Below are 19,282 nucleotides of genomic sequence, written 5' to 3'. Positions count from 1 at the left end.
TTAGCATCAAGGCAATTTCATCGCAGTAAAACTCGCTTCGGAAGCGTAAACTTAAGTTTTACGAAGCATTCACTGCAGAGCATTTCTTCGTGTGAAACTCGCTCCGGAAGCATCATCTTAAGTTTTACGAGCATGCGCTAAGCTTTACTTTCTTTCATCCGGTGGATATCCGCCGCAGGCAGGCTAACATCATAACCCGGTACTCCATCCAGTATATTGAGGGGGCACAGATGCCGGCACGACACCTGTCCCCGGTGATGCGCACATTTTTCAATCGTTCTGCGGGGATTTAGCCGTAAATGACCGTCAGCAGCTGGTTCAGGCGTATGGTGTAGGTGTGGTCCTTCAGGGTCCGTTCAAAAGCGCGCAGCGCCATATCCCGGCGTTCCTCCTCATGCGTCAGGTAGAAACGGATTTTATCCATCATTTCCTGCGGGCTTGAGAAGGTGTCAATCTCTTCCCCGACCTTATAGAAGGAACCCATGTCATCCCGGGCGTCACTGAGCTGCAGCGTGCCGCTGGCGGCGATTTCGAAGGTGCGGGGATTCGGCGATGCGGCCGGAATATACAACGTATTGTTATTGGCTACCTCATCAATGTGGGAGCGGTGCAGGTTGATGACAATCTTCGAACCGCTGTAGGTGACTGCCGTTTCCTGCGGAGACATCCATTTGCCGATCTCAATCCGGTCACCATAGATAGGCGCTTCCGGCAGACGGTCCCACCAGATTCCGTTAATCACCGTGTTGTAGCTCATCAGCTCCGGCATGATATCGCGGAAGAAATTGATCCGGTTCCAGTAAGCAGACCCGATGAAGCTGACATCGCGGCTGACCGGCGAACGTCCGGTAGTCGGGCGGTAATGCTCGCGGTGGGCGGCAAAAGGCAGATAATGAACTTCAGAGCACCCGAGGCCGCGGTAGAACTCCACGCAATTACGCTCCAGAGTGAATACATAGTCATAGTGGGCAACGATTTTCATGGTGAAATCCGTATAGTACGGATCATCGGTGAGCCATATCGCAGTTTTAATGCCTCTGCCGCGCAGAACGGCGACCTGATCCAGCGGTAAATCCAGACCGTCCAGGACCAGGACCAGATCCGGACGCTGGGCCGAAGCCAGCTCCACCAGATTCTGGCGTACATCCGTAATTGTTACCTGCGCGGTCAGTCTTTGCAGGGCGAAGAGTACCGCATCATCAAGCGGAGAATACGGATACCCTTTGCCTGAAGCCACATACATGACATGGATATTGCGTACCGGAAGCGGCTCTTCCGGCCGGCCATCCAGAATCGCCAGGCGTCCGCGCAGGTAACCTTCGTCGTATCCGACCTTGAAGCCGGTAAGGCGGCCACTCAGTTTCTGCTCTTCCGCAGGGGTCCGCGGCAGAGGCGGCGCAGGCATTATAAATTGATTATTCATGTTTATTCGCTCCTTCTATCCCATAATGGATTTCACCCTTGTGCAGCAAGAACTCCCAGCAAATGAGGCAGACGCGCGGTAAACGTGTGGTGGCGCAGTGTCGTCTGCAGTCCCCGCAGCGCATACTTGCGGCGCTCCTGCTCATGCTTCAGGTAATAGTCAATTTTGCGTTTTAGCTCGTCGGCAGAAGCAAAGGTCTCCAGGTCATGACCCGGACGGTAGTGGCTGCCCAGGTCCTCGCGGATGTCGGTCAGCTGCATCGTTCCGCAGGCACTGATCTCATAGGTCCGGGGATTAATGGAGAGGGACGGCAGCTGGAAGGTATTCCGGTTGTCCTGCCCGCCTTCCCACGGACGGTGAATATTAATGACAAGCTTGGCACCGCTGTAATAGTTGGCCGTTTCCTCGGGAGGGATGAAGCCGCTTTTGATGAATGGAGACAGTTCTTCGAAGGTGTTCAGCCGTTCCCAGAAGCCGCCGGCGATCAGCACCTTCTTGCCGCGGAGGAACGGGGCCAGTTCATCGAACAGCTCCGTCCGGTTGCGGAAGGCATTGCCGATAAATACAACATCGTATTGATACTGCGGTCCGGTACGGCGCGGGTAGAACATCTGCGGGTTGACGCACAGCGGAAGGTAATGCACCGAAGTCACACCGAGGGAACGGTAGAATTCTACGCAGCCCAGTTCGTGTGTAAACACGTAATCATAGTGCCGGCAAATGACTGATGTGTCCTCGGTAAAATACGGGTCATCCACAAACCAGATCGCTGCCGGAATACCCAATTTTCTTATTTCCGTAATTTGTTCCAGATGATTCTCGGGAAACACATGCAGCCCGTTCATCACAAGCACCGCTCCCGGCGACTCACGCGCTGCCACCTCCAGCATGGTTTCCGGAGAACAGATAATTAGCTCACTGACCAGCTGCCGCAGCGCTTCTGTTACTCCCGTGTCTATCGCCTGAAACCCTTGGGGCACATACATCAGCTTAAACGGCCGGCATGCACCCACTACAGGAGAATTCAGACGCTTCACGGCTTCACACAAGCCGAGACGGTATCCTTCCGTGTAACCGTCACGGTAATCCCGCGGACGCACGTTTCTATTTTTTGCTTTCACGGCCTTCACCCTGCCCCGTCATATTCTCAAGACAGTGTACTATATGCGGAGTCAGCATCCGCCTCATGGACATCTGTCTGTATCACGGCGAAATTGGCACATGCCCCCTGTCTTTCGCCCGCATGGCCCGAACCTTTGCAGATTTCATCCACTCCAGTTCCCCGGAAAGTGAGGGGGAGCGCCGAAGCCTTTAGTCAGGTGCTTTGCGGGCACCCCAAAATTCATATAGAATCGAAGAAACAGCTTTCCATCTATCCGGCTAAGAGGAGGGATTTAGAAATGAGTTCGATGTATGACCCGATGCTCTATCTCCGCCATGTAGACCTGCTTCGTGAACAGGTGCCTTCCTTTGATACCTATCCGTATAATCTGCCGGTGGTGCGGGCTTTGGAGCGGATTGCTTTTCAGAAGCAGGTTACATTTCTTGTAGGGGAGAACGGAACAGGGAAATCGACTGTACTGGAGGGAATCGCAGCCGCCTGGGGGTTCAACCCGGAAGGCGGAACGCTGAACTTCTCATTTAACACCCGAGCCTCGCATTCGAGTCTCTATGAATATCTGCGGATTGCCAAAGGGGTCAAGCGGCCGAAGGACGGCTTCTTCCTGCGTGCGGAGAGTTACTACAATGTGGCTACTTACATCGATGAGCTGGACGAGGACCCGGAGGCTGGGAGATCCATCAAAGACTCCTACGGCGGCAATTCTCTGCATGAGCAGTCCCATGGAGAATCCTTCTTCTCCACTTTCGTCCACCGCTTCGGCGGACAGGGGATCTATATTCTGGACGAGCCGGAGGCGGCCTTGTCCCCCTTGCGGCAGATGTCGCTGCTGGTGCGGATGCATGAGCTGGCAGCACAGAACTCCCAGTTCATCATCGCTACTCACTCCCCGATTCTGATGTCCTATCCGGGTGCGGATATATTCCAGCTGGAGGGTGAGCGCATTACGCCTGTGGCTCTGGAAGACACAGACCACTATACGGTGACGCGGGCCTTCATGACCGACCGGCAGAGAATGCTCCGTGAGCTGCTGAGAGATGACTATGCTTCGGATGCTTCGGACATATAACAGAACAAAGTCACCTAGCAGGTGAATTAGGCTGGAGCTATGCAGCCGGTGCAGCTGATGTAGATTTTAAGCCCATCTCACATTGCTCTATTCTGACTACTTTGTTTGGGGCAGCCGCCGGTAAAATCAGGGGCACTTTTGCCCCTCATTCTTGCCTTGGGCCTGCGTCCGGCGAAATCAGCAGAGGGATTTATCCCTTTAATTTCCTCATATCGTCCACTTTCAGCGGAATCAGAGGGATTTATCCCTTTAATTTCCTCATATCGCTCACTTTCAGCGGAATCAGAGGGATTTATCCCTCTAATTTCCTCATATCGCCCACTTTCAGCGGAATTAGAGGGATTTATCCCTTTAATTTCCTCATACCGTCCACTTTCAGCGGAATTAGAGGGATTTATCCCTTTAATTTCCTCATACCGTCCACTTTCAGCGGAATTAGAGGGATTTATCCCTCTAATTTCCTCATATCGCTCACTTTCAGCGGAATCAGAGGGATTTATCCCTTTGATCTTCTCCTGCCTTCAGGGGCACTTTTGCCCCTCTTTCCTGCCTGCCGCCCACTTTCGGCAGATTCAGGGGCACTTTTGCCACTCTTTCCTGCTTGCCGCCCACTTTCGGCAGATTCAGGGGCACTTTTGCCACTCATTCTTGCCTTGGGCCAGCGTCCGGCGGGATCAGCAGAGGGATTTATCCCTCTAATTTCCTCATACCGCCCACTTTCAGCGGAATTAGAGGGATTTATCCCTCTAATTTCCTCATATCGCCCACTTTCGGCGGATTCAGGGGCACTTTTGCCCCTTATACCTGCCTGCCGTCCACTTTCAGCGGAATCAAAGGGATTTATCCCTTTGATTTCCCAAGTCTCCGGCTTCCGGGGATTCAGTGGAATTCCTGATACAAGAACCAATTCCTCCTTCAGACGGACCTGCTTCAAATTCCAAAGAAAATGATCCACAACAGACGAATATCCTACTTTCCTATACAATCAAAAAAGACACTTTAGCGGCATATCTGCCGTTAAAGTGTCTTTTGAATTTACAAAGCTGCTCTTTGATTCTCTAATAAAGCTGGTCGTCCTTCTCTGTATTGCAATCACTGTACTCATTTAGGAGCGCATCCAGCTTCACCGATTGGCGAAGCACCCTTACATCCTGCATCCCGTGTTCCAGGGCTAGTTTGTTCAGTTCCTGCCTTGCCTGTTCAATCTTGTCCTTGTAATCATCATTACGCATAGCGGCCCCCTTGTAGAATGAGGCTGTTCCAAGCCATTTTCCACTCTTTTACTAAAGTTCCAAACACATTGTATTCTATAATCCGTAACGGGTCAATTAGCGGTTTGCCGCGAAAACAGGTTTCAAAAGCATAACGAGTTTATGCACAGCCCAGCCAAACATCGCTACGGCCATCATATCGAAACAGACATTGAACAGGAACAGATGCTTGCCGATATCCGCCCGGCCGTCGCCGAGGATTGGCACCAGGAACGAGAACAGTCCAATCAGCCCCAGCAGCATCATCATTTCCCCGGCAATCCTCGCCTGCCGCCCCCTGCTTCGGAAGTAGTGAGCCAATACAATCGCATAATACACCAGATAGAATAGAACCAGAAACCCGAGCGTATGCGGCAGATGGTTCTTCTTGAACTGGCTCCATGTACTATAGGTATAGTCGATTGCCCTTTCGGGCTTCCCCATGCTCTTTTCATAGCTTCCGAGATAATAGGGACGGATGGACATGCTGTTCTTCGCTGCATATTTCATATTCTCTACCAGACGCGAAGGATGTCCCAGATAGAAGAAAAGCACGTCTTTGTGAGATACGAGATTATAGAAATCCGCTGTAAGTGAAGGATCATCCTGCTTAATGGCCGTACCGGCCTGGAAATAATTCGTCCCCGCCAGAACCTCCAGCCGCTCCGGTAGACCCAGATCACGAAGATCACCGCGCACATCCGGCGACTCGTTCAGAATTCCGAAAAACACCGTCTGATAGAGGTTGATATGCCTCAGTTCCTTCGGTGCAGCCACGTACAAAGCCACGGACACGAGCGCCGTCGCCACCGCGAACCGGAGCGCCAGCTTGCGCCAGTTCCCTGTTCCATTCAAGGTTCGCAAACGCAGGAAGATCAGGGCAAACGCCAGGCCGACGGGTGCGTTCTGGATTTTGGAGCAGACCAGAAACAGCACGGCAATAAAGAACAGCTTCAGCCCGCCTGCCGGCGGCCGCTCTGATCCGGCCAGCCGGAGTCCGAGCGCGAAGGTGAGCAGCATGAACACCATCGATACCGGCTCACCGAACAGCGAATTGAAATAAGCCAGATAACCGATATCATAGAAGACAAACAGCAGCCCCGCCCCCAGCAGCAGCCCCGTAATATAGGAGCCTCTGGCCCCGAGCTTCACGAGCAGCCATGTCGCCCACAGCAGCAGCATAGCGTAGACGCACGCAACCAGCCGGATATCGAGGTAACTTCCATGCACCAGCCCGGCAAGCAGTCGCGGCACCAGCACAACGAGAATTTGTGAGGAAGGATAGAAGCCCTTGAACAGATTTTCATAGGAAAACCGGCTATGGCTATAGCTGAAAAAGCGGTCCGCATAGCTTTCTGTGTTGTCATAATAATTCAGTCCGACCGTCTCCATCATGCGCTTGAAATCCCCGTTGTCGGCAACGCCGGAGAAGGGTTTCAGGAACAAGAGATAGAGGATCAGAACGCAGCCCGCAAGGGCCACAAGAGTCTCTGCTTTATTCAGCTTTTTCAAATCCCTGTCTCTCCTCCTAACGCTGCGGAAGCAGCTTCACGTATTCATCGGACAAACCCATCAGCTTCAGGATATAGTCGTAATCGGTCTGATATTTACTGAAATCCTCCACCGGCTCATACGTATCCAGCGAGATGGCCTCTCCGTCCGCGAAGCTTTTGCCGGGCACGAACATCACCTCATCATTAAAAAAGGAGCCCGTAGGCAAATAATAACGCATCCCCACCACATTGCTGTCAATATTGAGCAGATCATGCCCAAAAGCGGTAAAGCCTTCGTCCTTCAGTGATACCCCCAGCAGGTTGGCCACCGTAGGGAGCACATCCAGCTGTCCGCCGGTCCGCTCCACGACCTGTCCCTGCTCCATCCCGGGCACATGAATAATCAGCGGAATGTTAAACCGGCTGATCCGGTCATCATACGGGGTTCCGAGCGCTTCCTCCACCTGCTCCGCCGGGACATCCTTCGGCTGCAGGCCGAAATGGTCGCCGTACAGCACCAGCACAGTATCATCCCACATGCCCTGCTGCTTCAGCCCGTCAATCAAAGTGCCAACCGCATAATCCGTATAATTCACTGCCGTCAGGTAATCGCCCAGCATTGTGCCCTGCAGATCCTCCGGAACCTTAATCTTCTTGAAGCTGTCCGGAATCTGGAACGGATGATGGCTGGAGGCCGTTACGAGCTGGGCATAAAAAGGCGTACCCTTCTTCTGCAATGCCGCCAGCTTCTCCACCGCTGTAGCATAGAGCTGCTCATCCGAAGCCCCGAAGGCGTTGAAATGATCATTTTTAAAATACCCTTTATCATAGTAGCCATTGAAGCCAAGCGCCGGGTACAGCTCGTTGCGGTTCCAGAAACCAACCTTGTTCACGTGGAAAGTGTACGCTTCATACCCTTTATCCCGCAGCAGACGCGGTAGCCCCGGCAGTTCCCGGTCTCCGAAGCCCGTTGACATCGCAAGCGTTGCAATGGGATAAACCGAAGTATTGCTCATGAACTCCGCATCCGAGGTGTTGCCCGGACCAACCTGCTGGAAGACATGCGGGAAATAAAAGCCCTCTCCGGCCAAGCCGTTCAGCACCGGTGTCAGCTCCTGGCCATCCAGCGACTGATGCAGCGGAAAATTCTGAAATGCTTCCATTTGGATTACAATTACATTTTTACCCTTTTGCGATCCAAAATATTCCGGCAGTCCCCCTGCGATATCCTTGTATGGATAAGCAGCTTCCAGCGCCTCCACCTTGGCAATCGTTTCGTTGATATCCCCGGTGCCGATGAGACCGTTATCCTCCTGGGCTTTGATCGCGGCAACCACCTCATAGTTCAGAAATCCGGCGCTTTCCGCTTGAACCAGCTCATTCGTAATTCCGCGTGCAGAATCAATGGAATAGGCCGACAATGAACCGCCGCCGATAATAGCCACCAGCAGGGCGATCAGATAGACTCTCCGGGCTCTGCGTGAAGGCTGACTGCCACGCTGCTGCTGTACAGGACCATTCTTCCATCTGCGGAACAGCAAATAAATGATCATAATGACCAGATCGGCAAAAAACAGATAATCGATCAGCTCAATCGTAGATTCTACGCTTTCCTTCACCTGGAACACCTGATTCAGCTCATAGAGCGCCAGATAAGTCGGCACCGAGCCGAAATGATTGAAGTACACACTGGCCGCGAAGAACAGCAGCGACAACAGACCATTGAAGCCCCAGAAGACGGCCTTCCTCATCCGCACAGGTGTAATAAGAGCCAGCACCCCCATCATCAGCAGCACCGGTGCAATATCCGCAGCAATCCATTCCCACGCAATCCGGTCAAAAAACAAACCCCTCAGCAGCAGCAGCTTTAGCCAGACCAGTCCGATAACGATATAGAAATGAGCCTGCACCGGCACATGTTTCTTGTCGTTCATAATAATTCGATCCCCTCTTACTCTCTTTATTGAAAATCTCTGTAAACTCTATTGCATTTTTCTGTAAAAGTTCAGATTTCTCTAGTATAGCAATACTTGAAATAGTTATCAAAACTGGAGGTTCTATTAAAGTAAAAAGACGCCGCCCTGGCGGGGCGTGCGTCCTTGTTCAATCTTATGAAAATGATAGATTATTCGGCAGTGGCTGGCGTCTGCTGGATCATGTAAAAAGTGCCGTCCAGATTATACGACCCGGTAATGATTGTTGCTCCGTCAGGACTTTTAAAAGCAATCGATCCTATGCCTGACATCTCCTTGACGATTGTATACTCCCCCAGCCGAATGCCGAACATTTCGTCGGCGATGGCAGCAGCAGAGCGCTGGAACTTCGCCTTATCCATATCCAGCAGATTCGTGTTTGGATCGGCGGAGCTGAATGACTTCTCATCGTAAAGTGAAACATCGAACACTTGCAGTATGTCTTGTGTAGCATAGTCCATCATAACTGTAGTAGCCCCGCGTTCACTCTCTCCATACGTCAAAACGAGTACATCCCATTTCTGCGCAACGGTGCGCTTGATGGAATAGAGGTGATCGGTGCCCTTTTCCCTTAGCAGCTTAATTGCCTTAAGACCTGCCTGCTTCACTTCCGCACTCACCTCATTCTCACCCATTTTGAAGGTCGAGCTGCGGTAGACGCCGTTCTCGTAATCAATCTGCCCTTCCTCCGCTATGAGACTGTCATCAGTCTGTATGCCCTGTTCATCAGCGTTTGTCCCGTAGTGGACGGAATGGTGAAGCGCAGTAACTGTGAATTCTCCCTTGTAACCAGCTTTCCGCAGCTGATCCATCGCTTCATCAATGAATTTAGAATCGATTTGTTCAGGAGCGAAAAAGGTATCCATGTACGTCCGCACTACCTTGCCAGTCTCTGTTTCAAACCAGATTTTAGCAAAACTATCCCCATCTTTAAATTCGGCCAGGATTTCTCCTTCTTCCACGAGCGGCTCTAGGCTCACAAAGGGAAGCTTCTTTCCCAGCTGCTCAAGCATTACCTGTTCAGCGGTCGCCCTGAGCCCTTCATCCGTAAGATCAGCCTGGCCCGCAACCGGAGGATCGATTATTCCGGCGCTGCTTACCTGTAACGGATTAAAACCCCCGTGCTGACCGGACCAGCCACTTCCCCAATACACTGCCCCGGCTCCGAACAACAGGAGGATGACGGCGGCGGAGAGTATCCGCAGGCGGATTGCCCTGCGCCGCCGGCCGGATGGCAGCACCTGGTTTAGTGAGGAACCGTCCATTCCAATCTGCCGGGCCACCTTGCCAGCAGCTTCTTCCGTAAATTTCATTTCCGGAAACGGGCCTTTACGGGCCTGCTCATACCACTGCGGCTCCTGCTCACGCTTATCCATTACTCCATCCTCCTTAGTTTGTCCTGGATTTTATGACGTGCGCGGTGCAGCCTCGATTTGACAGTGCCCGGGGATATCCGGATCAGCTCTGCGATTTCCCGGACCGACAGCGCTGCCTTAAGATCAAGCACCAGCACCTCACGCAGCTTATCCGGCAGCTTCATTATCATGCTCCAGATCTCATCCACCTGCCGGTTACCGAGATATTCCATCTCCGCCGAACGGGCAACAACCGCCTGCCCCGCTGCCTCTTTCCGATGCTGAGCCGTAGCGGGTAACGGCTGCATCCCGCCCCACAGCCCGGAGCGGAAAAACCGCGATTTGCGGTAGGAGAATACCGTATTGCGGGCAATCGTGAACAGCCAGGTTTTGAGCGATGAAATCCCCCGGTAGGTACCGATCCGGTAAAAGCATTTGATGAACACCTCCTGCGTGAGCTCATCCGCCTGATCACTGTTTTTGGTCAAGAAATAAATATAATTCCACACATCTTCCCCATAAAGCTTCATTATCTGCCGCAGCTGCTCTTCACTGATAGCCTCCGCCTGCTCCAATCCATCCAGTTCCAATGGGTTCACCTCACTATATTTGACCTCAAGAATGGAGGGAGGGTTCACTTTTTCTAATAAAAATCAACTCATTCCTTCATCCAGCCTGCTCCTCAGTGTTAAAAGCGGACTTCCCGGGCAGCCGACGTTGTTGCGTAAATTTTTTTAATTTAAAAATCCTGCACTGAATACAACATTTCCCTGGTTATTTCGGTTCCATTTCGAAATTGTTGTACAAAAAGCAGCATATCTCCTCCTCCAAGCGGGTTAGCGGGACAATTGTTGTAATTTGTACAACAAGCCTCACGAACACCATGGTATCTTGCGATTCAAGTTGCAAAAAGTACAACATTTCCGCCAGTACAGCGTGTATTTAACTCAAAAAAACAAAAAACAGAGGACCTGAGTCCCCTGCATAGTATATAGCTTGAACGAGAGGCTTGCCCACTGTTCGCACCGATTCCAATTGCGGTGAATATTGCGACTTCCGCCGCTCAGTTCCCGGAACACCGGTTAGTTAGCTCTTAAGAGCGATATGTGTGATGATCCTGAGCGTGCTTCAGAAATAGAGCCATTACCCCAGCGGAGTGTTCACCAGCAGTCTTTTGATGGAACGGTTAGCTTCATGGAGCACAGTTTCCTTATCGACGGTCTTCAGCAGGCCTTTATGCATCAGGATTTGTCCGTCCACAATCGTCGTTTCCACATCCGCACGGGTGGCCGAATAGACAATCCGCGAGATCGGATCTACATCATAGGAAGGGAAGGTATGGAAATTGTACAGGTTGAGGATCGCCAGATCGGCTTTTTTGCCAACCTCGATGCTGCCGATTTGATCCTCCATGCCCACCGCCTTCGCACCGCCAATCGTTGCCATCCGGAACACACTTCTGGCGTCCATCGTGGTCGGCCCATGCTGCGGCTTCTGGATCACCGCCGCCAGACGCATTTCATTGAACATATCCAGGTTGTTGTTGCATGGAGCACCGTCCGCACCAAGGCTAAGATGGATATGATCATGCAGCATTCCCGGAGTATCGGCGATGCCGGAGGCCAGCTTCAGGTTGGAGCCCGGGCAATGGCTGACATGAACTCCGCGGTCCCGCAGAATCCGCTTCTCTTCCTCATCGAGCCAGACGCAGTGGGCCAGAATCAGGCGCTCATTCGCCAGCCCCAGATGATCCAGATACACCACGTTACGCATACCGGTCATCGCCTGCACAATCTCGATCTCCCCCAGATTCTCGGAAGCATGGGTGTGCACCTTGACCCCATAGTGCTCCGAGAGGTTACGTACCTCTTTCAGCAGCGGCTCCGTGCAGGAAATGACAAAACGCGGGGAAAATGCATATTGAATCCGCCCGTTGCCATATCCATTCCACTTCTCCAGCAGATCTACGCTCTCCTGAAGAGAAGCTGCCGTATCCTCCTGCAGCGCCGCCGGTGCATCCGCATTCTTCTGATCCATCATCACCTTGCCGGATAGGGCACGGATGCCGCTTTTGGCGATTGCCTGGAAGGCAAAGTCTGTATGGTTCACCGTCTCCATATCCACTATGGTCGTTGTGCCGCTTGTAATTAACTCCCCAATGCCGAGCATAGCGGAATAATACAGCGACTCCTCATCATGCGCCGCCTCCAGCGGCCAGATCCGCTTGCGCAGCCAGTCCATCAGCTCAAGATCATCGCCTTTGCCGCGGAACAGTGTCTGGCACAGATGAATATGGGTCTGCACAAAGCCGGGAATTACCGTGCGGTTCTTGGCATCAAGTACCGTCTCATCCCCCTGCACCTCAAGCCCGCTGCCGATCTCTACAATCAGATTATCCTTGATGCGGATATCCCCGTATATAATCTCCTCTTGCTTGTTCATTGTAATAATCTCCGCATGCTTGATCAGGATGTTCGCCATAACCCATTCCCCCTTGTCCTTGTTGATGTCCAGCTGGCTTATAACACAAAAAGGCCACAAAAATATGCCTCAGCATATTTTCGTAGCCAGAAATTTACGGTTCCCGGTAGAGACCCTTAAACCAATTATTAAGGATATACGAAAAGGACTATTCAATTGCTTCTGAATAATCCCATCATAAAGTAAAGACAACTTTCCTGTCAACATAAGTTATAAATATTAACACGAAACTATTTTCAGCAGATAAAAATGGATTATCCGCTATTATCATCTTCAAATATGTAATATAACATTACATAAACTATCCGGAAATCTCCGTCAGCACCTTCTCAAATACAGGAAAAGCCGCTACCCGGCCGGGAAAATGAATCTCGCCTCTCTGCACATAGCCAAGCGAGGGATAAATTTTGAGTACCCGTTCATTCTTGGCATAAGTATCCATCCGAATACTGCTATACCCGCTGTGACGGGCGTGCTCTTCAGCGAAAGCAATCAGCTGCCGGGCGATCCCTTTACCTTGGAACTCCGGATGAACCGCGAGCCGGTGCATGATCAGATGCGGCCCCTGCTGCTGTAACCATTCAATTGCCCCATATTGCTCCGCCTGATTCTCATCCAGCACAATAATACCGGCAATGGCTTCGTTGTCCAGACAGACAAATAATGTGCCTGTAGCAATATCCGCTGCAATGATCTCACGGTTCGGATAGCTCTCATCCCATTGATCGCTTCCGCCTGCCTGCATAACTTGTACACATTTGGCAATCAGATCCATAATCTCTCCGATTTCATTGCTCTGTGCTCTTCGTATCTCATTCCCAATCATGTATAGTCCCCGCTTTCCTACCTGGCATTCGAACCCGGTAAAGTTCTGTTAAGAAGTCTACCATATCCGGGCGGAAATTCCGATAGGCCGCCATTTCCAGTATCGTCCATAGGCTATAGAGGCGGCAGGAGAACTTGCCAACCTCTATAGCCGCTCATCTTCTAAGCCACAGCTGCTGCTCTCTCAGCCCAGCTCCAGCTTATGCCCGTCCTCGAAGCCCTTGGCGAAACCTGCGTCGAACCCCACGTTGTATGCTTCGGTGTAGCCCTGCTGAAAGGCGTCTCCCGGCGGCAGCTCCGGAGGGACGCCCAGATCCGGGGGGAGCGGGACTACCTGCGCTACCGGCGGCGCTTCGACTGCCGGAACAACCTGTACCGGCGGCTGAACCACATGCACCCTGCGGACAAGCCGGCGGCGGAGTCTTCTTTTCTTGCGCAGCAGCGGCGCTCTCTTGCCCGTCTTGCGGATCAGTCCTCTGCGCGTTTTGCGTCCAAGGCCTCTGCGCACCCTGGTCTTCCGTGACAACAGCAGTGTGCGTCTGCGGCCCTTGCTGCCTGAGCGCAGCTTGCCAAGTCTCTTTCTCTTCATCTGTCTACTCCTCCTGTACTTCATCTACTTCTTGCAGCAGTACCCTCTGAGCAATCCTTGCTCAGCCATGGCGCAGCAGGAACTCCCTGTTTGGGCTCATGCAGTGAAATGCCGGATATCATCCGGCACATTGAACTTTGGTACCCGCTCAGAATCCTGATATTGTCGCTCAGCTTGCGGGCTGTCAGCTCCGATTGCCCCGTAACTTCGGCAATGCTCTCGAGGATGGCTGCGAGCGCAGCTTGACTGCGGGCGATCGAGCGGATCATCTCCAGCTTGACGGCATGTTCGGAGAGAAGCCCGCCGCTCATTTGCTATCGTCTCCGAAGCTGAATCCATCCCCGCCGTCTCCGCCGAAATCACCGCCGCCCTCATCTTCACCGCTGCCCAGTACTGCTTTCAGATTACTGTACAGCCCGTTCTCCAGCTTCGTCAGCCCCTCCACCATCTCTACGATCACTTCGTGGATGGAGAGTGATTCCTTCAGCTGGTCTTCATGGGAGTCGAATGCTCTAGCGTGGATATGATGATGGGTCCACTGCTTCACTTTTTCCGCTTCCACCGCTTTGGCCTCGAGGATCATCGCGATGTTCCACTGGATTACAGCGGTCGACTCCAGCATTTGCAGATAAGCCTTTTCTCTGCTCATCTTCCGCCTCCTTGCTCTGGTTACGCGCTACTCTTCTTCCTGACCGTTTAGTTCCTTGATCACTCTGCCTACTCCCTCTGCCATCGCTTCTTCAAGATCGGCAAGTGCATTCAAGTAAGCAATAATGTTCTTGTTAACCTGACCTGAGCTTTCTACCAGCCCACTGAATCCGCCGAAATCAGGGTCCGCATCCGGCAGATCGTGAACTATTTGCGACATACGGACGGCTACGTGGCGTTCGGCGTCGAGAATCCGAGCCATCTGTTCGTGCGTATGGGCCATGTGCTGCAGGACTTTTGTAATTTTACTCTGCACCTTCATGTCTCCTTTGCTCAAACGCCCTGCTACAGCATATGCGGCATCAGCCGTGACGGTGCCGGAGAAGCTCCGCAAGTTATGGAGGTCCGCGTGTCACAAGACAGCTAAGCGCAGCGGCTGCAAGTGCTGCGGCTGCTAAGTGGAAAAACGTCACTTAATTTATTCGAATGACCGGGAATCAGAGCAACAAGTGGAAAAAGGACAACTATTTCTATATTGGCCGGGCAAAAAAGTACATTAGTGAAGAATTAAATGCCTTTTTTCCACTTAGGGTGGATACAAAAGACAAAACGGGATTATTAAGTGGAGAAAATCCAACTGCTTCCGGGCGCGAAGGACTGAAGGGGCAGCAACGGAGGACTCGAGGGGACTGGCGGGGAACTCGTGGGGCATGGAGGGGAGACTGGCGCGGATAATGCCGAGGCTTACGGGAAGGTTACCAACTGGAGGATATTGACAAGCAGCTCAACAGCAGACTATGCTTGGCTGAAATCGGAGCTATATTATAGTTTTCCGGATCTATGTATCCGGAATGGAACTGGAGGTAATCTATGAAACTTACAGACAACCGTCTGAATCTGCGGCCCCTGACTGCAGCCGAGCTGGCACTGGCCTTGGACAATTACGCGGAGCTGGAGCAGTCGCTGGGCTTGAACGTAACCGCAGCCCCAACCCTGCTGGATGACGAAGAGATGCGTTATGCCATGCGTGTCAGGCACGCCAAGGTTCTCCAGGATGAGCAGAACTATCCGTGGCTGACCAATTGGGCCATTATTCATCGGGAGGAGCAGCGGATTATCGGCTTCCTGATCCTCAAAGGCGGGCCGAATGAACAAGGCGAGGTCATCCTTGGTTATGTCATCGATGAGAGGTACCGGGGGCAAGGCTACGCTACGGAAGCGGTGCGGCACATCACGGCCTGGATCTTCAATCATCCGGATGCACGCTGGGTCATCGCGGATACCGAGAAGGATAATACCGCCTCGCACCGCGTGCTGCAGTATCTGGATGCAGAGCTGTACCGGGAGACCGAAGACCTGCTCTGGTGGAGAATCGCCCGGCCCGCCATTAGCTTCGATGATGATACTGGTATTTTGCGGGGACCCCACAACATATAAATACTTATCTATTAAAAAAGCTGCCCCTCAGGGCAGCGTATCTCTCAGCTTTTCTCCGGCTTCGCGTAAGGACTGGAACGTTCCCGCATCACTCCACCAGCCCTTGAGCACATCATAACTAAGCTTGCGCTCTGCGGCATAAATATTGTTCACGTCGGTAATTTCCAGCTCCCCTCTCTTGGAAGGGGATACGCGGCGGATAATATCGAATACCGCTTCATCGTACATATAAATACCTGTAACACAGAATTTAGTCTTCGGATGCTCCGGCTTCTCTTCAATATAAGCAATCAGGGACGAATCCCCGCTGTCAAACACCGGAACCCCGTATCTCCGCGCATCATCGACCGGTTTCAGTAACACCTTCGCCGATCCCTGCGGCTGCTGCAGATAACTCTCCACATAAGGCTTCAGATCATCCATAAAAAGATTGTCACCAAGCAGCACAACAAACCGTTCCCCCGGCAAAATAAATCCTTCTGCCAGCTCGAGCGCTTCCGCGATGCCTCCTGCAGCTTCCTGGATTTTGTAAGTCAGGGATACACCGAATTCCGCGCCGCTGCCCAAAAAGTCGGTGTACTGTCCTGCGGACTGTTTGCTGATGACCAGGAGAATATCGGTTATACCCCCCCGGCGCAGCCGGTCAATGCCGTAACACACCATAGGATATTTGCCGACCGGAAGCAAATGTTTGTTCATAAGCCGGGTCAACGGGTAAAGCCTTGTTCCTGTTCCGCCCGCCAGTATGACTCCTTTCACTTACTTTCCTCCTCTTTATCTATGTCTTTAGCCTTTGGCCTGGCCCCTCAGATGAATTGTGCGGGATCTACATGCCATTTCTCCATAAATAATCTGCGGTTACGCTCCACCAGCTCCTGAAGTGAGGAAGAGTAGACTTCCCTGAAGCTGGCGCTGCCTTCATGATGCACCAGACAATCTCCCGCGATCAGCAGCCGGTATCCCTTCAGTCTGGCGCGGTAGCAGTAATCATCATCCTCGAAATGTCCCGGTGAAAAGCGTTCATCCAGCAGGCCGATGGTATCCATGAGCTCTCTTTTGAATAATAAGCACAGCCCTACAAGCCTTCTGGCCTCCAGCCGTTTCGCCGCATCCGGAGCATTCGCCAAACGGGCTTCAGCATGATAACCCGGAATATCCGTATACCCCGTCTCCACCTGCTGCCGTCCGCTGGCATAATTGGTCACCGGACCCACCATTCCGATATCCGGGGCGCTGTACAAAGCGCTCTTCAGATTCGCCAGCCAGCCCTGCGACACAATAACATCATTGTTCAGCAGCAAAAGCTCATCTCCCGCAGCCAGCTGCAGCCCCAGATTGCAGGCCAGCGGAAAACCGCGGTTCTCCGGAAGGGAAACAAAGGTCAGCTTATTCGCGCGGCAGTAAGCATCCGTTTCGTCACTTGAAGCATTGTCGACCACAATAATTTCATAGGGTGAATCCGTATACGCCCTGATTGATTCAACACAGGAACGCAGCAGGCCGAGCCTGTTATACGTCGGAATAATAATGCTGGTCAGTGTCATAGGGCATTCCTCCACGCTGCCATCTGCCGGCGCTGCTCCTGCAGATGGCTCTCGGACAGCCGCCCGCTTGCCTGCTGCTCTCCAAGAACCTGGGCCAGCGCCTCGGCATGATCACCGGCGATCAGCTGTTCCATCGCATTTCCGGCCCCTGTGTTGCTCTGGCGCAGCCGGTTATGCTTGATCACATTCACCGTGCCTGCCTTCTCCACCCGCAGCTGCCGAATAATCGAGAGCGCATGCGCTTTCGGAGGCACCATAAGCTCACGGTAGCCGATCCGCTCCAGCGCCTTCCTTGACAAGGCATGGGGAACAGCTGTCATCGAGCTGACGCCCAGATCACTCCGCCCCAGTACGGCATTCAGATACATTTTGCAGCGGGTGACCGCATCACTGAGGGCAAAGGGGGGCAGCAGATGATCAAGATCATTCAAGGCTACATCAACACCGCCATCCACCGCCTCCGCAAAAAGAGACATTTGCCGGGCGGGAATCACCATATCCCCGTCCAGGAACAGCAGAATATCCCCCCGGCTGAGCTTGGCGCCAAGCGACCGTCCCACATCATGTCCGGCAGATTCCGGAATATGCACAATTGTCGCCTGTGGGCATAGCCGGGTACGCTGGAAGCTGCGGTCGCTGCAGCCGTTAAGCACGACAATAATCTCCAGCGGCTTGAGCCGGGTTACCTGATCAAGCAGCTTCAACAAGGTCTGCTCCTCATTCCTGGCCGAGATAACCACGGACAATGAACCGTACAGAGCCGGCAGCTGCCGTCCTGCTCCGCTGCCGGCAGCATTGCCGGCGGCAGAAGCCCCCGCTGCCGCGCGGCGGGAAACCGCTTTGCCTGCCGCCTGCCGCCGGACAGCTGCAGCTTTGGCGGCGCTGCTCCGGCGGGGCGCAGCGGCGGCTGGTTTGGCCGCCTTGCTCCGGGAGGCGGAGCTGCCCGGCCGGGTACGCCGGGCAGAAGCCCTGCTTCTGCCCGATGCTTTTGCACGGGAAGATACGTGAACCTCCTGCCGGTGTCCGGATGAAGGCTCCGGTGCTGCTGTCATCTCACCATCCCCCTTCGCCGGTTGCCGTCAATGAAGCCCGCTCTTTCGCCTCTGCGCTGAAGGACCAGACCTGCCGCATCCAGATGATCCGTGAGAATAATCTCACGCAAGGGATCTGTTCCCGCCTGCTTGGGCCGTACGGCATTCAGCCTGCCGACCGGCACCTTATGCACAGCCTTCACCTGCAGGCCCTCAAGCACCGCCTGCGCGTGCGCCAGAGGCGGCCGTGATAACAGGCCGCTCCCCAGAGAGGCAAGAGCTCTGCGGCTGAGTGCATGAGGCACCGCCGTCAGCGAACAGCCCTTCAGATCCGGACGGCCAAGCATAATGTTGAGCACATGCTTGGAGAGCACCACCGGATGCGGGAATTCCTGACGGACCGGACCGGAGTAATCATTCAGAGCCACATCTGTTCCATGACTGACCGCGGCCACAAAGGGACGCAGCTGTGAAGCGGTAAGCACAAAATCCCCGTCAATGAAAAGCAGGACCTCTCCTTTGGCCGCCTCTGCTCCAACACTGCGGCCCACATCATGACCGAGCGGCTGCTCGAAGTGAATGACATGTGCTCCCAGTGACAATGCAATCTTTGCCGTATTGTCGGCAGAACCGTTAACCACAACAATAACCTCACAGCGGGGATGGACTTCCCTGGCTCCGGCAATCACCTTGCCAATCGTTCCGGCTTCATTCATAGCCGGAATGATCACCGACACATAGGGAGCGGGGTGGTTGGCCGCAGGGAGCGGCACGGCAGGGCGCGCCGGCCGGGAAATCCGCCGTTTGGGTTGCAAAGCCCGCCGCCCCGTGCGGCGGGCAGATGTACGTATGTGCTTCAAGCTCATCCACCTTCCTTGCAGGGCATGGTCTCCGGGCTGAGGGTTACATCACAGTCTATGTAATCCGCTGTCCCGGGTAACGGCAAGTGTCTCCCTTCTTGCAGAAATTTGGACAAATGCCCTCCCGCTGCCGCAGTCCGGTTGAACCCGGATTTTGCCGCCCTTATCAACACAAAGAGCGCAG

20 protein-coding genes and 1 riboswitch are annotated in these 19,282 nt (G+C 53.2%); of the genes, 3 read left to right on the top strand and 17 right to left on the bottom strand.

Features of this window, described 5'->3' with window-relative positions:
- Positions 1-289: 289 nt before the first annotated feature.
- Positions 290-1,423 (bottom strand): CgeB family protein, encoded by a 1,134-nt coding sequence (locus tag NYE33_RS10345; RefSeq protein ID WP_076247543.1) that lies wholly within the window; start codon positions 1,421-1,423, stop codon positions 290-292.
- 32 nt (positions 1,424-1,455) lie between these two features.
- Positions 1,456-2,553, bottom strand: a complete 1,098-nt coding sequence (locus tag NYE33_RS10340) for a CgeB family protein (protein ID WP_371916299.1) — start codon at positions 2,551-2,553, stop codon at positions 1,456-1,458.
- A 279-nt stretch (positions 2,554-2,832) separates the two neighbouring features.
- On the opposite strand from NYE33_RS10340, the gene NYE33_RS10335 reads away from it, so the two are divergent.
- Positions 2,833-3,612: an AAA family ATPase gene (locus NYE33_RS10335; protein ID WP_341068633.1), complete on the top strand. Its 780-nt coding sequence runs from the start codon at positions 2,833-2,835 to the stop codon at positions 3,610-3,612.
- Positions 3,613-4,670: 1,058 nt separating this feature from the next.
- Here the strand turns inward: NYE33_RS10335 and NYE33_RS10330 are convergent.
- The 11 genes from NYE33_RS10330 to NYE33_RS10280 form a co-directional block, all read right to left on the bottom strand.
- Positions 4,671-4,844 carry an aspartyl-phosphate phosphatase Spo0E family protein gene (locus NYE33_RS10330; RefSeq protein WP_081970240.1) on the bottom strand — a complete coding sequence of 58 codons (174 nt, stop codon included), beginning with the start codon at positions 4,842-4,844 and terminating at the stop codon, positions 4,671-4,673.
- Between the two features lie 96 nt (positions 4,845-4,940).
- Positions 4,941-6,374 carry a glycan biosynthesis hexose transferase WsfD gene (gene wsfD, locus NYE33_RS10325; RefSeq protein WP_341065646.1) on the bottom strand — a complete coding sequence of 478 codons (1,434 nt, stop codon included), beginning with the start codon at positions 6,372-6,374 and terminating at the stop codon, positions 4,941-4,943.
- 16 nt (positions 6,375-6,390) lie between these two features.
- Positions 6,391-8,289 (bottom strand): LTA synthase family protein, encoded by a 1,899-nt coding sequence (locus NYE33_RS10320; RefSeq protein ID WP_042139761.1) that lies wholly within the window; start codon positions 8,287-8,289, stop codon positions 6,391-6,393.
- 191 nt (positions 8,290-8,480) lie between these two features.
- The gene (locus NYE33_RS10315; protein WP_341065645.1) at positions 8,481-9,704 is read right to left on the bottom strand and encodes a hypothetical protein; all 1,224 of its coding nucleotides are present in this window, start codon (positions 9,702-9,704) and stop codon (positions 8,481-8,483) included.
- Positions 9,704-10,282, bottom strand: a complete 579-nt coding sequence (locus tag NYE33_RS10310) for an RNA polymerase sigma factor (protein ID WP_341065644.1) — start codon at positions 10,280-10,282, stop codon at positions 9,704-9,706. Before NYE33_RS10310 ends, NYE33_RS10315 begins: the two co-directional genes overlap by 1 nt.
- A gap of 544 nt (positions 10,283-10,826) precedes the next feature.
- Positions 10,827-12,164, bottom strand: coding sequence for a 5'-deoxyadenosine deaminase (locus NYE33_RS10305; RefSeq protein ID WP_042139764.1), 1,338 nt, complete (start codon positions 12,162-12,164; stop codon positions 10,827-10,829).
- A gap of 63 nt (positions 12,165-12,227) precedes the next feature.
- Positions 12,228-12,326, bottom strand: a riboswitch (purine riboswitch).
- A gap of 139 nt (positions 12,327-12,465) precedes the next feature.
- A complete protein-coding gene (locus NYE33_RS10300) occupies positions 12,466-12,990 on the bottom strand; it encodes a GNAT family N-acetyltransferase (protein WP_076247533.1) in 525 nt (174 codons plus the stop codon).
- A gap of 183 nt (positions 12,991-13,173) precedes the next feature.
- Complete coding sequence (locus NYE33_RS10295) at positions 13,174-13,578, bottom strand: hypothetical protein (protein ID WP_216626658.1); 405 nt, start codon at positions 13,576-13,578, stop codon at positions 13,174-13,176.
- A 20-nt stretch (positions 13,579-13,598) separates the two neighbouring features.
- Complete coding sequence (locus tag NYE33_RS10290; RefSeq protein ID WP_042139766.1) at positions 13,599-13,889, bottom strand: hypothetical protein; 291 nt, start codon at positions 13,887-13,889, stop codon at positions 13,599-13,601.
- Complete coding sequence (locus tag NYE33_RS10285; protein ID WP_039306867.1) at positions 13,886-14,227, bottom strand: hypothetical protein; 342 nt, start codon at positions 14,225-14,227, stop codon at positions 13,886-13,888. Before NYE33_RS10285 ends, NYE33_RS10290 begins: the two co-directional genes overlap by 4 nt.
- Positions 14,228-14,254: 27 nt before the next feature.
- Positions 14,255-14,509, bottom strand: coding sequence for a nucleoside-diphosphate sugar epimerase (locus tag NYE33_RS10280; protein ID WP_371916298.1), 255 nt, complete (start codon positions 14,507-14,509; stop codon positions 14,255-14,257).
- Here NYE33_RS10280 and NYE33_RS10275 point away from each other — a divergent pair.
- On the top strand, positions 14,429-14,653 hold the full coding sequence (locus tag NYE33_RS10275; RefSeq protein WP_305954224.1) for a hypothetical protein: 225 nt from the start codon (positions 14,429-14,431) through the stop codon (positions 14,651-14,653). The two genes, NYE33_RS10280 and NYE33_RS10275, sit on opposite strands and share 81 nt — an antisense overlap.
- A 443-nt stretch (positions 14,654-15,096) precedes the next feature.
- Positions 15,097-15,663 carry a GNAT family N-acetyltransferase gene (locus NYE33_RS10270; protein WP_076247532.1) on the top strand — a complete coding sequence of 189 codons (567 nt, stop codon included), beginning with the start codon at positions 15,097-15,099 and terminating at the stop codon, positions 15,661-15,663.
- 27 nt (positions 15,664-15,690) lie between these two features.
- On the opposite strand, the gene NYE33_RS10265 is transcribed toward NYE33_RS10270, so the two are convergent.
- From NYE33_RS10265 to NYE33_RS10250, 4 genes are read right to left on the bottom strand one after another with little or no spacing between them, the layout of a single operon-like run.
- Positions 15,691-16,422, bottom strand: a complete 732-nt coding sequence (locus tag NYE33_RS10265) for a sugar phosphate nucleotidyltransferase (protein WP_042139770.1) — start codon at positions 16,420-16,422, stop codon at positions 15,691-15,693.
- Positions 16,423-16,469: 47 nt separating this feature from the next.
- Positions 16,470-17,207, bottom strand: a complete 738-nt coding sequence (locus NYE33_RS10260; RefSeq protein WP_042139771.1) for a glycosyltransferase family 2 protein — start codon at positions 17,205-17,207, stop codon at positions 16,470-16,472.
- Positions 17,204-18,259, bottom strand: coding sequence for a glycosyltransferase family 2 protein (locus NYE33_RS10255; protein ID WP_083705699.1), 1,056 nt, complete (start codon positions 18,257-18,259; stop codon positions 17,204-17,206). The genes NYE33_RS10260 and NYE33_RS10255 overlap by 4 nt, the downstream gene beginning before the upstream one ends.
- Positions 18,256-19,104 carry a glycosyltransferase family 2 protein gene (locus NYE33_RS10250; protein WP_042139772.1) on the bottom strand — a complete coding sequence of 283 codons (849 nt, stop codon included), beginning with the start codon at positions 19,102-19,104 and terminating at the stop codon, positions 18,256-18,258. Before NYE33_RS10250 ends, NYE33_RS10255 begins: the two co-directional genes overlap by 4 nt.
- Positions 19,105-19,282: the final 178 nt, after the last annotated feature.

This window comes from Paenibacillus sp. FSL R10-2199 (assembly GCF_038000235.1).
Classification (GTDB): Bacteria; Bacillota; Bacilli; order Paenibacillales; family Paenibacillaceae; genus Paenibacillus_AQ; species Paenibacillus_AQ phytohabitans.
The sequence above is the reverse complement of the archived record's forward strand: the minus strand, read 5'-3'. Positions and strand labels throughout refer to the sequence as shown.

Bases quoted from the DNA above. Each gene is read 5' to 3' on its own strand.
- NYE33_RS10295 (WP_216626658.1), bottom strand. From the start codon at position 13,578: ATGAAGAGAAAGAGACTTGGCAAGCTGCGCTCAGGCAGCAAGGGCCGC.
- NYE33_RS10320 (WP_042139761.1), bottom strand. From the start codon at position 8,289: ATGAACGACAAGAAACATGTGCCGGTGCAGGCTCATTTCTATATCGTT.
- NYE33_RS10300 (WP_076247533.1), bottom strand. From the start codon at position 12,990: ATGATTGGGAATGAGATACGAAGAGCACAGAGCAATGAAATCGGAGAG.
- NYE33_RS10280 (WP_371916298.1), bottom strand. From the start codon at position 14,509: ATGGCCCATACGCACGAACAGATGGCTCGGATTCTCGACGCCGAACGC.
- NYE33_RS10270 (WP_076247532.1), top strand. From the start codon at position 15,097: ATGAAACTTACAGACAACCGTCTGAATCTGCGGCCCCTGACTGCAGCC.
- NYE33_RS10315 (WP_341065645.1), bottom strand. From the start codon at position 9,704: ATGGATAAGCGTGAGCAGGAGCCGCAGTGGTATGAGCAGGCCCGTAAA.
- NYE33_RS10250 (WP_042139772.1), bottom strand. From the start codon at position 19,104: ATGAGCTTGAAGCACATACGTACATCTGCCCGCCGCACGGGGCGGCGG.
- NYE33_RS10335 (WP_341068633.1), top strand. From the start codon at position 2,833: ATGTATGACCCGATGCTCTATCTCCGCCATGTAGACCTGCTTCGTGAA.
- NYE33_RS10330 (WP_081970240.1), bottom strand. From the start codon at position 4,844: ATGCGTAATGATGATTACAAGGACAAGATTGAACAGGCAAGGCAGGAA.
- NYE33_RS10260 (WP_042139771.1), bottom strand. From the start codon at position 17,207: ATGACACTGACCAGCATTATTATTCCGACGTATAACAGGCTCGGCCTG.
- NYE33_RS10255 (WP_083705699.1), bottom strand. From the start codon at position 18,259: ATGACAGCAGCACCGGAGCCTTCATCCGGACACCGGCAGGAGGTTCAC.
- NYE33_RS10345 (WP_076247543.1), bottom strand. From the start codon at position 1,423: ATGAATAATCAATTTATAATGCCTGCGCCGCCTCTGCCGCGGACCCCT.
- NYE33_RS10290 (WP_042139766.1), bottom strand. From the start codon at position 13,889: ATGAGCGGCGGGCTTCTCTCCGAACATGCCGTCAAGCTGGAGATGATC.
- NYE33_RS10285 (WP_039306867.1), bottom strand. From the start codon at position 14,227: ATGAGCAGAGAAAAGGCTTATCTGCAAATGCTGGAGTCGACCGCTGTA.
- NYE33_RS10305 (WP_042139764.1), bottom strand. From the start codon at position 12,164: ATGGCGAACATCCTGATCAAGCATGCGGAGATTATTACAATGAACAAG.